Origin of the sequence: Citrobacter sp. Cpo040 (assembly GCF_030332915.1) — a bacterium.
GTDB lineage: Bacteria > Pseudomonadota > Gammaproteobacteria > Enterobacterales > Enterobacteriaceae > Citrobacter > Citrobacter portucalensis.
In genome coordinates this window covers 1230658-1243367 of sequence record NZ_JAOWGX010000034.1, presented here as the reverse complement: position 1 = coordinate 1243367, position 12710 = coordinate 1230658, and the positions used below count along the sequence as shown (strand labels likewise).

Sequence of the window (12710 nt, the reverse complement as noted above, 5' to 3'; positions counted from 1 at the left end):
AACTGGAACTTACGGGAGCATAGCTATGACTGATATTGCGCAGTTGCTTGGCAAAGATGCCGACAGCCTTTTACAGCATCGTTGTATGACCATTCCTTCTGACCAACTTTACCTGCCTGGACATGATTACGTCGATCGCGTAATGGTGGATAACAACCGGCCGCCTGCCGTGCTGCGTAATATGCAGACGCTGTATAACACGGGGCGGCTTGCCGGGACAGGGTATCTGTCAATCCTACCGGTGGATCAGGGGGTAGAGCATTCTGCTGGGGCTTCGTTTGCCGCTAACCCGCTGTACTTTGATCCGAAGAATATTGTGGAGTTGGCTATCGAAGCAGGGTGCAACTGCGTGGCATCAACTTACGGTGTGCTGGCTTCTGTCTCCCGCCGCTACGCGCACCGTATCCCGTTCCTCGTTAAAATTAACCACAACGAAACGCTCAGCTATCCGAATACCTTTGACCAGACGCTGTATGCCAGCGTAGAGCAGGCGTTCAATATGGGTGCGGTTGCGGTAGGGGCAACTATCTATTTCGGTTCTGAGGAATCTCGCCGCCAGATTGAAGAGATTTCAGCAGCGTTTGAGCGCGCCCATGAGTTGGGTATGGTTACCGTGCTGTGGGCGTATCTGCGTAACTCCGCGTTTAAAAAAGATGGTGTGGATTACCATGTTTCCGCCGATCTTACCGGGCAGGCTAACCATCTGGCTGCCACTATCGGAGCGGATATCGTTAAGCAGAAAATGGCGGAAAATAACGGCGGGTATAAAGCGGTTAATTTTGGCTACACCGACGATCGCGTCTATACCAAGTTGACCAGCGAGAATCCAATTGACCTGGTGCGTTACCAACTGGCGAACTGTTATATGGGGCGCGCCGGGTTAATTAACTCTGGCGGGGCGGCCGGCGGCGACACCGACCTGAGCGATGCAGTACGTACGGCGGTTATTAACAAACGTGCGGGTGGTATGGGGCTGATTCTGGGGCGTAAAGCGTTCAAGAAAACCATGGCCGACGGCGTTAAGTTGATTAACGCCGTACAGGACGTTTATCTGGACAGCAAAGTTACTATTGCCTGATCCTCGGATTGTCGTTGGGTTAGCGCAATAGCGGACAACCTGGCGGCAGTCTGCAACGTAGCGCAGCGGGCAGGATTTCAATATGAAACTCTTGTCCGCTGAGTGGTTCACCATCGAGATTAAAGGTAATTTCGTGTGGGGCGCGGATATCAAACCACGACGATGCGCCGTCAATAATGTTAGGGTTGTCTTCGGATTGCGTTAACGCCGAAAGCAGTCCTGGCAGTAGTTCTTCGCCGGTAAAAATGCGTAGTTGCAGCAGGCCGTCGTTGATCAGCGCCGTCGGGCAAAGCTGTTGCCCACCACCGGCCTGGCGACCGTTACCGATACCAATCACCAGCGCTTTACCCTGCCAGTGAAAATCCTCCCCACGAATGTCACAGATGTCGGGCTTGAGCGTATCCATGCGCATTAATCCGTGAATAAAATACGATACACCGCCCAGTGCGGCCTTGAGTTTTTCCGGCGTTTCGGTGGTGATGCGCGTGCCAAATCCCCCGGTCGCCATGTTGATAAAACAGGTTTTATCGTTGACCTGCACCATATCGATCGCAGTCGCATTTGCAGCGATAGCCAGCTTTAACGCCTTATCAAGGTCGTCGGGTATACCAACGCTGGTGGCAAAGTCATTCGCCGTTCCCAACGGTAAAATACCCAGCGCTGGAATATTGCCACCCTGCGACTGAATCAGCGCTGTCGAAACTTCGTTGATGGTGCCGTCACCGCCGCCGGCTATCACCGTAGCAACGCCTAGATGACGAGCTTCATCAACGTAGCGTTGGGCATCGCCTTTTTCCCAGGTCACGCGAACATGGATTTCCACGCCTTCATCGCGAAGCTTCGCAATGGCATCACGCAGGGGGAGATTATCAGCACTTTTTCCATTGAGGATCAGTAAACTGGCAGGGAACGCTATCATCCGTTTGCCTCACTTTTTTTCGTTTTAACAAGTGTATGCCAGGAAAGCGTTTATGGCGTAAGAACTGACTGAAAGCGCAGGCGAAGAGATAAAAAAAGCCGCAGAGCGCGGCTTTTCAGATTGGGCAGACGTTACTGCGGGAACCATTGATCGCTGATTTTCTGGTACGTGCCGTCAGCTTTGATTGCCGCCAGCGCGCTGTTCAGTTTTTCCAGCAGGGCTTTGTTATCCGGGCGAACCGCGATGCCAAGGCCAGTACCGAAGTATTGCGGATCGGTTACTTTGTCAGTGGCAACGCCTAACTGCGGGTTGGTTTTCAGCCATTCGTTAACCACAGCGGTATCGCCAAATACGCCATCAATACGGCCATTTTTCAGGTCGATAATCGCATTCTGATAGCTATCGTAGGCCACGGTTTTCACTTCAGGATGTTTGTCCTGCAGGTATTTCTGGTGCGTGGTGCCGTTTTCCATACCGATGCGTTTTCCTTTCAGATCGGCAAAGGTTTTATAGGTATCTTTTTTGGCAATAACCAGCGCGGAGTTAGCATAGTAAGGCTGAGTGAACGCAACCTGTTTGCTACGCTCGGGCGTGATATCCATTCCGGAAATCACTGCATCATATTTTTTGAATTTCAGCGCGGGGATCAGGCTGTCGAAAGCATGATTGGTAAAAGTACATTCCGCCTGCATTTGTTTGCACAGCGCCGTTGCCAGGTCGATGTCAAAGCCGACAATTTTGTTGCTCGCGTCAAGCGATTCAAATGGCGGATAAGTTGCTGATACACCAAAGCTAATTTTATCAGCGGCTGAGGCGCCAGCGGCGAAAGTAGCCAGTAATGCGGCCAGTACTAACTTTTTCATGGTGGAACTCCCGTCTGTCAATCTTATGATTATTACCGTGTCTGCGGCGTGGAGTAACAATGCCATTTAATGAATTTATATGCAATAAAAACGATTAAATATTTTTACTGGTATAAAAAAAGACGGACAATTTAGGTTGTTGTCCGTCTTTATTATTTTGCTTTATGCATATTTGTGGGATGGCGGTGCTAGCACCTTATCCGGCCTACAAAAGGTGCATGAACCGTAGGCCTGATAAGCGTAGCGCCATCAGGCATATGCTTAATTCCGGTGTTCAAACGCCAGCGCTTTACGTTCGATTAAGCGCATCATCAGCGTCAGCAAGCCGTTGACGATCAGGTAAATCACACCTGCCGCACCGAAGACCATAACGTCATAAGTACGACCGTACAGCAGCTGGCTATAGCCCATGACTTCCATCAGCGTGATAGTGTAAGCCAGTGAGGTACTTTTAAATACCAGCACCACTTCGTTGGAATACGAGGAGAGGGCGCGTTTAAAGGCGTACGGCAACAGAATCGCCAGCGTATCCTTTTTGCTCATCCCTAACGCTCCGCAGGACTGCCACTGGCCTTCCGGGATTGCACGGATAGCACCGTAGAACAGTTGCGTAGTGTAGGCTGCACTGTTTAACGACAGCGCAATTAAGGCGCATAACCAGGGTTCAGAGAGCAGATGCCACAGTACCGGATATTCTTGCAATGCCGGAAACTGTCCTGGTCCGTAGTAGATCAGGAAGATTTGCACCAGCAGCGGTGTACCGGTAAACAGCGTGATATACGCGCGAACCAGCCACACCAGCACCGGCGTTTTCAGCGTCAGGATGACGGTGAAGATCAGCGCCAGCACCAGAGCAACCACGATGGAGGCGACTGTCAGCGTCAGGCTGGTATGCAGCCCTTTCAACAATTCAGGTAAATACTCAAGCATCAGCCTGGTCTCCGCTCAAAACGTGTCGCGCGCAGGTCAATGCGTTTGAGAATGTACTGACTCACCAGCGTAATCACCAGGTAAATAGCGGCCGCCACAATGTACCAGGTAAACGGCTCCTGGGTACGGGTGGCAATACTCTTCGTTTGTAGCATCAGATCGTTCACGCTGATAAGGCTGACCAGCGCGGTATCTTTCAGCAATACCAGCCACTGGTTACCCAGTCCCGGTAAGGCATGACGCCACATCTGCGGCATCACCAGACGAAAGAAGATCGCGGCTTTAGACAAACCCAACGCCTGACCTGATTCCCATTGTCCGAGTGGCACGGCCTTCAGCGCGCCACGCAGCGTTTGCGACGCGTAAGCGGCGTACAATAATGACAGTGCAATGACACCGCACAGGAACGGGCTGACGTCGAAGTTTTCGATCTGCATCTGAACCGGGATTTGTACAAACCCGAGATTGATCGTAAAGCCATCGGCCAGCGTCAGCAGCAGCTGCGAGGAGCCGAAATAGATAAACAGAACCACCAGAATTTCTGGCAGACCGCGCAGGATGGTGACCAGGGCCGAGCCCGCCCATGCCACCGGGCGCCATTTTACTGACTCCCAGACGGCAAAAAACATGGCGAGCGCAAGGCCAATGATCAGCGCACAAACGGCAAGGCCGACGGTCATCCCGGCGGCGCTTGCTAAAGGAAAAAATTCATTCATCAAATATTACTTCTGGAACCATTTGTTGTAGATGGTTTCGTAAGTCCCATCTTTCTTCACTTTTTCCAGCGCAGCGTTAAACTTCTGCTGCAGCTCAGTGTTGCCCTGACGCACCGCGATGCCCAGACCCGTACCGAAGTAATCTTTATCCGTCACTTTGTCACCAACCGCGGCCAGTTTTGGATTGTCTTTCAGCCATTCGGTTACCACTGCGGTGTCACCGAATACACCGTCAATGCGACCGTTTTGCAGATCGAGTTTGGCATTCTGGTAGCTGTCATACGGCACAGTGGTCACTTCCGGATGTTTATCCATGATGAATTTCTGGTGCGTAGTACCGTTTTGAACGCCGACTTTTTTACCTTTCAGCTGGTCAATGCTGGTGTATTTACCCTGCTGGCCCACAAACAGCGCAGAGTTGTCGTAGTAAGGGGTGGTGAACAGCACCTGTTTTTCACGCTCTGGGGTGATGTCCATACCGGCCATTACCGCGTCAAAACGACGGAATTTCAGGCTTGGGATCAGGCTGTCGAAGGCCTGATTGGTGAAGGTACAAGTAGCGTCAATCTCTTTACACAGCGCGTTTGCCAGATCAACGTCAAAACCTACGATCTTGTTATTCGCATCGATAGATTCAAACGGAGGATAAGACGCTTCGGTGGCGAAACGAATGGTTTGGGCTGCGGTAGCGGAAAGACTAAAACCTGCGATTAGCGCGGCAATCAGAACTTTTTTCATTGTATTGTCCCGAATCTTAGTGAGAAAGATAGTTTTTAAACGCTTCGGTTTGCGGGTTGGCAAAGCAGCTCGCATCCCCAAACTCGACGATATGACCGTTTTCCATATACACCACACGACTGGCCGTTTTACGTGCAACTTCCACTTCGTGGGTGACGATCACCTGAGTAATGTTGGTTTCCGCCAGTTCGCGAATGATGCTGACGATTTGGGCGGTAATTTCCGGGTCAAGCGCGGCGGTCGGTTCATCAAACAGCAGCACCTGCGGCTCCATCATCAACGCGCGGGCAATGGCTACACGCTGTTGCTGGCCACCGGAAAGATGTAATGGGTAACGATCGCTGTAAGGCTTGAGGCGCAGACGTTCCAGCAGTTTCTCGGCGCGCGCCATCGCTTGCTCTTTTGTCAGACCGAGCACACGGCAGGGCGCTTCAATCAGGTTCTGCACAACCGTGAGATGCGGCCAGAGATTATATTGCTGAAAGACCATGCCCACGTTCTGACGCAGATCCCGAATGGCTTTATCTGACGGGGTCTTCGTGAAGTCGAAACGGTTGCCCGCAATAGAGAGCGTGCCTGAGCGCGGCATCTCAAGCAGGTTGAGTACGCGCAGCAGCGAGCTTTTCCCGGCTCCACTAGGGCCAAGTAACACCAGTGTTTCACCCTGAGGGCAATCCAGCGTGATATCGAACAGCGCCTGATGTGCGCCGTAGAAGCAGTTAATGCCGTTTAATTGAATACTCATTGACACTCGATACTGGCAGTCTGATAGCTATTGAAGCCGCAGATACTACCTTTGACAGAATAGTTATGCAATATTTATGCGTTAAAAGTTAAATGCAAACCGCATTCTTCTCTAAACATAGCACAAAATAGCGAGGTCACCAGTGGGCAAGAATAAATGTCGGCATTCTATGCAGAATGCCAGACAATTTATGGGGGTTATGATTTAAGCGGGTGAATGGGGCGGTTAGCGGTTTTCGACAGACTGGCGCAACGTCCCGGCTGGCGCGTGTACGCTGCCGCCCAGATAGCGTACATCATCAACGACCCAGCACTGACCTTCACGGATCATCAGCACTTCATCACGCCAGCTTTGGTCACCTTGTTTCAGCTCTACGCGCAGTGGAATGTTGCGTGCATCACTATTCGGAATAGTCGATGCGCTGGCGACACTGGCGCTGTCTGGTAACGTAGCGCGACTGGAGAACGGATCGCTGTTAAACAGGTCGCGGTGTGCATTATCGCGGCTGGCGTCGGTCAGCAGTTTAGCCAGATTGTCGCTCAGGTACGGACGAAGGGCGGTAATGTCATTGTTTCGATGCTGAATACGGTAATCATAGAATTGTTGAGCCACGCTGTCTGGCCCACCTTCTATGCATGAACCACTACGCGTGCCGTTATCTTTATAGACCGGCGTCACGGTCGTACAGGCGCTGAGAAGTAGTGCACATGGAACCAGCAGAGAGAGTTTCGAATAGCGCATAATGATTTCCTTATAAGCTTCCTACTAATTGTGTTCTACGATGAACAATTCGGTCTCACTAAAGATTGTATGATCGATTAACACATTGTTTTTGCTAAAGCAAATTCGCGGACACCCCACCTGAAGCATGTTGGTGGCGCTCGTTGCCAGCTTCAGCTTTAGTATATCAACCTGCAACGGGGCGTTGGCGGCCATTCATGCTTCTTATACTGTATAGACCATCTGAGCATTTGCATGTTCCATTTGCCGCGCTTTACGCCTGGCTAAACAAAACTCATGCCGTGTTGTTGGCTATAAGGGACTCCGGATGGCTAAAATAAGAGTTGCTTAATCTCGGTGCCCGTGCGTTAATGATCCGGTCGGTTTGAATAACAGACGATATACAAAGTAGTTTACTCAAGCAGTTCTCATTTTCAGGTGTAATCCGTTTATCCCCTCTTTGAGTCTCTTCATTAAGCACTACGAAGTTTCTGTCATAAAAACCAAGCTTGCCGAAAGGCTCAAATTAAGGAATAAATATATGTCTACTAAAATGACTGGTTTAGTTAAATGGTTCAATCCTGAAAAAGATTTTGGCTTCATTACGCCTGCAGATGGCAGCAAAGATGTCTTTGTCCATTTCTCAGCGATTCAAAGTAATGAGTTTAAGACACTGAATGAAAACCAGAAAGTCGAATTCGGTGTGGAGCAGGGACCTAAAGGTCCATCCGCAATTAATGTTGTGGCGCTTTGAGGTAACTATTATTACTAATCATATTCACTTTCGCTGTCCATGTTGCCATGGCTCCCAATACAGAACATCAACCTTTGATGTTACTGAAGGAAATCCATTCGGGGCAAAATGTATTTTTTGTAAATCAAAAATGATTACATTTGATAACGTAGCAATGTACATTCAGTCCGGCCAGGCGCCATTAGATTTCAGAAAATAATAACTTCAGGCCCCCAAACATCTGGGGGCTTTTTTATTTCTGGCGGCATAACAGTCAAATAAAAATAAAAAACGCACCACCTGAAACCGCTACACATCAACAAGGATAGCAGTTTTATTTGGCGGGCTTTCCTTTGAGTGTCATAGTGTATTGGTTTGATAATGCTTTTGAGGTCGTGCTCTTAGCGCAAAAAGGAGATTAATGATGCAGTTTTCGACAACCCCTACGCTGGAAGGACAGAGCATCGTGGAGTACTGCGGTGTTGTTACCGGCGAAGCCATTTTAGGCGCGAATATCTTCCGCGATTTCTTCGCCGGCATTCGCGATATTGTTGGCGGTCGCTCCGGCGCGTATGAAAAAGAGCTGCGTAAAGCGCGTGAAATTGCTTTTCAGGAGCTGGGCGAACAGGCGAAAGCGCTGGGTGCTGATGCGGTGGTCGGTATCGATATCGATTACGAAACCGTAGGCAAAGACGGTAGCATGCTGATGGTGAGCGTCAGCGGTACCGCGGTGAAAACTCGCCGATGAAACGTCTGTTGTGTCTGCTGGCATTTACGCTGTTGCTGGTGGGATGTGCTGGCGAAAAAGGGATTGTCGACAAAGACGGGTATCAGTTAGATACCCGCCGTCAGGCCCAGGCTGCTTATCCGCGCATTAAAGTACTGGTTATCCATTACACGGCCGATGATTTTGACTCTTCCCTGGCTACGCTGACCGATAAAAACGTCAGTTCACACTATTTGATCCCCGCAGTGCCGCCGCTTTACCATGGTAAACCGCGTATCTGGCAACTGGTGCCGGAAAAAGATCTGGCCTGGCATGCGGGGATTAGCTTCTGGCGCGGCGCTACGCGTATTAACGATACCTCAATTGGCATTGAGCTGGAAAACCGCGGCTGGCAAAAATCAGCGGGCAGCAAGTATTTTGCGCCGTTTGAGCCCGCGCAGATTCAGGCGTTAATCCCATTGGCGAAAGATATTATCGCCCGCTACGACATAAAACCGCAAAACGTGGTGGCTCATGCAGACATTGCGCCGCAGCGGAAGGACGATCCCGGTCCACTGTTTCCGTGGCAAGCACTGGCCGCTCAGGGTATTGGCGCATGGCCGGATGCTCAGCGTGTGGCATTTTATCTCGCCGGACGAGCGCCCCATACGCCGGTAGAAACCGCGTCATTGCTCGATCTGCTGTCACGCTATGGTTATGAGGTAAAACCTGAGATGACGCCGCGTGAACAGCAGCGGGTGATTATGGCGTTCCAGATGCACTTCCGCCCGACGTTGTGGAATGGCGTGGCGGACGCGGAAACGCAGGCGATTGCCGAAGCGTTACTGGAGAAATACGGGCAGGGTTAACGCAGACACCAATGCCTGATGGCGCTTCGCTTATCAGGCCTACGGTTAATTTGGCAGGATTTTGTGACGCTTGTGCCGCCACCCTGCAATGGCTATCAGCCTAACGCGGCAGCTTACCGTGGTCGCGCAGCCAGGCCGCGGTACGCTCAATCCCTTCATCCAGCGTCACAACTGGCTGATAACCTAACTCTTCCTGGGCGCGGCTGGTATCCAGCGTAAAGTCAAAATTCAGCTTCGAAACGCCGTAATGCGTAAGCTTTGGCTCTTTCGCCGATTTATTGCCTAAACGCTCCATGCTGCGGGCAATCATGTCCAGCATCGGGTAGGGCACGGAGCGGATACGGCAATCAATATTCAGCTCGTCGATAAGTTTCTGCACAATACTGCGCAGGGTGCGATGTTCACCGTTGGTTATATTGTACGCGCGACCCGACGGCAGCTTATCGCAGGCTTGCTGACTCGCCAGCCACATCGCGTGAACCGCGTTCTCGTAATAGGTCATATCCACCAGCGCACTCCCGCCGTGCGGCAACAGGATGCTGCCGTAGTGGTACATCATATGGGCGAGGCGGGGAATAAAGACTTTATCGTGAGGTCCGAACAAGCTTTGTGGGCGCAAGACAGTAAAGCGAGTCTGCGGGTTGGCCTGGGCGAGCAGCGCAATCACCTCTTCACCAGCCGCTTTGCTGCGGGCGAATTCGTTGGCGAAGCGATGGGGACGGAAGTCTTCTTTGATATCGCGATGATGGTGATAATCAAAATACAGCGACGGAGAGGAGATATGAATAAAGTTACGTACGCCCCAGGCTACGGCCCACTCGCCCAGACGGCGGGTAGCACGAACGTTGGCCAGATCAAAAGCTTCCTGAGTTCCCCATGGAGAGGTGAAACTGGAGCAGTGCCACAGCGTGTCAATGCCGGCCAGCATCACTTTTGCCTGCGAAGAAACCAGCTCGGTCAAATCCGCATGCACAAACTCTGCGCCCATTTTCTCCAGCAGCTTGCCCATCGCTTCGTTGCGACCGGTGGCTCTGACGCTGACGCCTTTGCTGCATAAAAACTCAACCGCGTTTCGGCCCAAGCCGCTGGTGGCTCCGGTAACCAGTACCTTCATATCAATCCACTGTGTTTAAAAAACGTCGTGCGCATTCTTCCGTGAATTACGCCTGTATGCAATGGGAAACATGAAAGAATACAGGCTCTTTTTATCATTAGTCTGTGATTTGTTCTGCAAGTTTGGCTATACGCTTCGCCATCCCCCTGAAAATGAACAGGTGGGCGGGGATCATCAACAGCCAGTAGAAGAGGCCAGGCATACCGTGCGGATGCCACCACGCGCGTACATCAATGCGTCGGTGATCGCCTTTATCTTCCAGTGTGAAGCTCAGGCGACCCAGTCCCGGCGCTTTCATCCCAAACAGCAGCGTCAGCTGTTTCTCCGGCTCAACGATGATGACTTTCCAGCTATCAACGGTGTCGCCAACTTGCAATAGTGGGTGTTCGGGACGACCTTTTGCCAGCTTATGGCCGACCAGCAGGTCCAACGCCGCGCGCGTCTTCCATAGAATATTGCCAAAGAAATAGCCTTCTTTGCCGCCGAGTCGATTCACAACCTGCCACAGCGCTTTTGTGCTGGCAGAGGTTTCAACGATAAAGCCAGCTTGTTTGGCGAAATAGCCATATTCTGGACGCCAGCGGGCAAACGCCTGTGCGTCGTAACCCCAGTCGCTGGAGTTGACCAGCTTCTCTTCTTCCTTCAACGTGCTGCGCACCGCGTCATCAAAGGCAATCAGTTTTTGAGGGATCAGCGCACGTAATTCGGTGTCATCGGCCAGCAGGTCGTGTTTTAAGCCCTGGATCAGCGCTTTGGCCGTGGTTGGCGGCACTGACGTAATGACGTTTAAAAACCAGACCGAAATCCAGCGGGTAGGAAAGGGGATGGGGATGAGCAGGCGATGTTTACCGCTGACCGCCATAAAATGCTCGAACTGTTCCTGATAGCTCAACACCTGCGGCCCGGCGGCTTCGAGGACGCGGTGATGTGGTGTGGGATTTTCCAACAATGCCACCAGATAGTACATTAAATTCTCCAGCGCGATAGGCGTGGTACGCGAGCGTACCCAGCGTGGAGGGGTGAGAACCGGCAGGTTGTAAACCATATCGCGCATGACTTCAAAGGCAGCGGAACCCGCTCCCACGATAATGCCCGCGCGCAATTCCGTCATTGGCACGCCTGACTCGCGCAAGGTGTCCGCGGTTATCTGTCGTGCACGCAGATGATCGGATTGTTCATGCCGGGGAGCCTGCAATGAGCTCAGGAAAATAAGCTGTTTAACTGGCGTATTACGCAGCGCATCGCGCACGTTCATCGCCACCTGGCGTTCGTGGGCGATAAAATCACCGCCTTCGCCCATACCATGAACCAGATAATAAACCGTATCAACACCCGTCAGCAGCGGGGTGAGGTTATCTGGCCAATTCAAATCGACCTTGTGGCAACTGACATTGGCCAGTTGCTGCTTTTCCAGCCGTTCAATGCGACGTGCCGCAGCCAACACCTGATGCCCTTGCTGACTGAGCGCCTGTACCAAATGCTGACCAATGTAGCCACTGGCGCCAAGAACCAAAATCCGTTGCGGCACGCCCATCTCCTTATTGGGTTAAAAAAGCGCGCCAGTGGGCGACGACTTCAGCAAGTTGTTCACGTGATACGTCCAGATGCATCACCAGGCGCACAATCGGGGAGGCGTTAATCAGCACACCTTGCGCTTTCATATACTCGCCCAGCGCGGTAGCGTGCTCTTCGCCAACGCGAACAAACAGCATGTTGGTGTCGTGGCGCATGACGTCCGCCCCTGCTTCGCGCAGCTGCTCCGCCATCCAGGCGGCGTTGTCATGATCTTCCTGTAACCGCGCCACGTTATTTTTCAGCGCATACAGCCCGGCCGCTGCCAGAATACCGGCCTGACGCATTCCGCCGCCGGTCATTTTGCGCCAGCGAATAGCGCGTTTGATGTACTCGTGGCTGCCGACCAGCAGTGAACCAACGGGGGTACCGAGGCCTTTGGAGAGGCAAATGGTGAACGAATCACAGTATTGCGTGACATCTTTAAGTTCACAGCCGTAGGCGACGATGGCGTTAAAAATACGTGCGCCGTCGACGTGCAGGGCAAGATTACGCTCACGGGTGAATTCCCAGGCGTCTTTCAGATACTCGCGCGGCAGCACTTTGCCGTTGTGGGTATTTTCCAGGCTGAGCAAGCGGGTGCGGGCAAAGTGGATATCGTCCGCTTTGATTTTCGCAGCTACTTTGTCCAGAGGCAGGGAGCCATCCGGTGCGGCGTCGATAGGTTGCGGTTGAATGCTACCGAGCACCGCTGCGCCACCTGCTTCGTAGAGATAGTTATGCGCGCCCTGACCGGCAATGTACTCTTCGCCACGCTGACAATGGCTGAGCAGCGCCACCAGGTTAGCCTGAGTACCGGTAGGTAAGAAAATAGCGGCTTCTTTACCAGAAAGTTTTGCGGCGTATTGCTGGAGGGCGTTAACGGTAGGGTCGTCCCCATACACGTCATCCCCGACTGGGGCTGCCATCATCTCTTCCAGCATGGCGCGACTCGGCCGGGTGACGGTATCACTGCGTAAATCAATCATGGTGTCTCCTTATTACACTTCATCCTTCAAGCTGCCTCG

General features: G+C 52.0%; 15 protein-coding genes. 5 read left to right on the top strand and 10 right to left on the bottom strand.

Going from position 1 to position 12710, the window contains the following annotated elements:
• The first annotated feature begins 25 nt into the window (after positions 1-25).
• Positions 26-1078, top strand: coding sequence for a class I fructose-bisphosphate aldolase (gene fbaB / locus OGX86_RS10785; protein WP_003834421.1), 1053 nt, complete (start codon positions 26-28; stop codon positions 1076-1078).
• A 19-nt stretch (positions 1079-1097) separates the two neighbouring features.
• On the opposite strand, the gene yegS is transcribed toward fbaB, so the two are convergent.
• The 7 genes from yegS to OGX86_RS10750 all read right to left on the bottom strand — a co-directional run bounded on the left by yegS (position 1098) and on the right by OGX86_RS10750 (position 6730).
• Positions 1098-1997 carry a lipid kinase YegS gene (gene yegS / locus OGX86_RS10780; RefSeq protein WP_048224539.1) on the bottom strand — a complete coding sequence of 300 codons (900 nt, stop codon included), beginning with the start codon at positions 1995-1997 and terminating at the stop codon, positions 1098-1100.
• A 131-nt stretch (positions 1998-2128) separates the two neighbouring features.
• Positions 2129-2860: an arginine ABC transporter substrate-binding protein ArtJ gene (gene artJ / locus OGX86_RS10775; protein WP_003027308.1), complete on the bottom strand. Its 732-nt coding sequence runs from the start codon at positions 2858-2860 to the stop codon at positions 2129-2131.
• A gap of 261 nt (positions 2861-3121) precedes the next feature.
• Positions 3122-3790 (bottom strand): arginine ABC transporter permease ArtM, encoded by a 669-nt coding sequence (artM, locus tag OGX86_RS10770; protein WP_003840185.1) that lies wholly within the window; start codon positions 3788-3790, stop codon positions 3122-3124.
• Positions 3790-4506, bottom strand: coding sequence for an arginine ABC transporter permease ArtQ (gene artQ / locus OGX86_RS10765; RefSeq protein WP_003027301.1), 717 nt, complete (start codon positions 4504-4506; stop codon positions 3790-3792). Before artQ ends, artM begins: the two co-directional genes overlap by 1 nt.
• A gap of 6 nt (positions 4507-4512) precedes the next feature.
• Positions 4513-5244, bottom strand: coding sequence for an arginine ABC transporter substrate-binding protein ArtI (gene artI, locus OGX86_RS10760; protein ID WP_003027298.1), 732 nt, complete (start codon positions 5242-5244; stop codon positions 4513-4515).
• 16 nt (positions 5245-5260) lie between these two features.
• Positions 5261-5989, bottom strand: coding sequence for an arginine ABC transporter ATP-binding protein ArtP (gene artP / locus OGX86_RS10755; RefSeq protein WP_003027295.1), 729 nt, complete (start codon positions 5987-5989; stop codon positions 5261-5263).
• Positions 5990-6214: 225 nt separating this feature from the next.
• Positions 6215-6730, bottom strand: a complete 516-nt coding sequence (locus tag OGX86_RS10750) for a lipoprotein (RefSeq protein WP_003834409.1) — start codon at positions 6728-6730, stop codon at positions 6215-6217.
• Positions 6731-7250: 520 nt separating this feature from the next.
• Between OGX86_RS10750 and cspE the strand changes: the two genes are divergently transcribed.
• From cspE to OGX86_RS10730, 4 genes are all read left to right on the top strand, one after another.
• Positions 7251-7463, top strand: a complete 213-nt coding sequence (gene cspE / locus OGX86_RS10745; protein WP_286640014.1) for a transcription antiterminator/RNA stability regulator CspE — start codon at positions 7251-7253, stop codon at positions 7461-7463.
• Positions 7464-7473: 10 nt separating this feature from the next.
• Entirely contained in the window at positions 7474-7662 is a 189-nt protein-coding gene (gene ymcF, locus OGX86_RS10740) for a cold shock small protein YmcF (protein WP_071692589.1), read from the top strand.
• 204 nt (positions 7663-7866) lie between these two features.
• The gene (locus tag OGX86_RS10735) at positions 7867-8190 is read left to right on the top strand and encodes a heavy metal-binding domain-containing protein (RefSeq protein ID WP_001160725.1); all 324 of its coding nucleotides are present in this window, start codon (positions 7867-7869) and stop codon (positions 8188-8190) included.
• The gene (locus OGX86_RS10730) at positions 8187-9017 is read left to right on the top strand and encodes an N-acetylmuramoyl-L-alanine amidase (protein WP_032943958.1); all 831 of its coding nucleotides are present in this window, start codon (positions 8187-8189) and stop codon (positions 9015-9017) included. The genes OGX86_RS10735 and OGX86_RS10730 overlap by 4 nt, the downstream gene beginning before the upstream one ends.
• Positions 9018-9117: 100 nt before the next feature.
• On the opposite strand, the gene OGX86_RS10725 is transcribed toward OGX86_RS10730, so the two are convergent.
• The 3 genes from OGX86_RS10725 to ltaE all read right to left on the bottom strand — a co-directional run bounded on the left by OGX86_RS10725 (position 9118) and on the right by ltaE (position 12671).
• Positions 9118-10131 carry a 3-beta-hydroxysteroid dehydrogenase gene (locus tag OGX86_RS10725; protein ID WP_060683559.1) on the bottom strand — a complete coding sequence of 338 codons (1014 nt, stop codon included), beginning with the start codon at positions 10129-10131 and terminating at the stop codon, positions 9118-9120.
• Positions 10132-10228: 97 nt separating this feature from the next.
• On the bottom strand, positions 10229-11659 hold the full coding sequence (locus OGX86_RS10720; protein WP_267455653.1) for an SDR family oxidoreductase: 1431 nt from the start codon (positions 11657-11659) through the stop codon (positions 10229-10231).
• 10 nt (positions 11660-11669) lie between these two features.
• Complete coding sequence (gene ltaE, locus OGX86_RS10715; protein ID WP_071444788.1) at positions 11670-12671, bottom strand: low-specificity L-threonine aldolase; 1002 nt, start codon at positions 12669-12671, stop codon at positions 11670-11672.
• Positions 12672-12710: the final 39 nt, after the last annotated feature.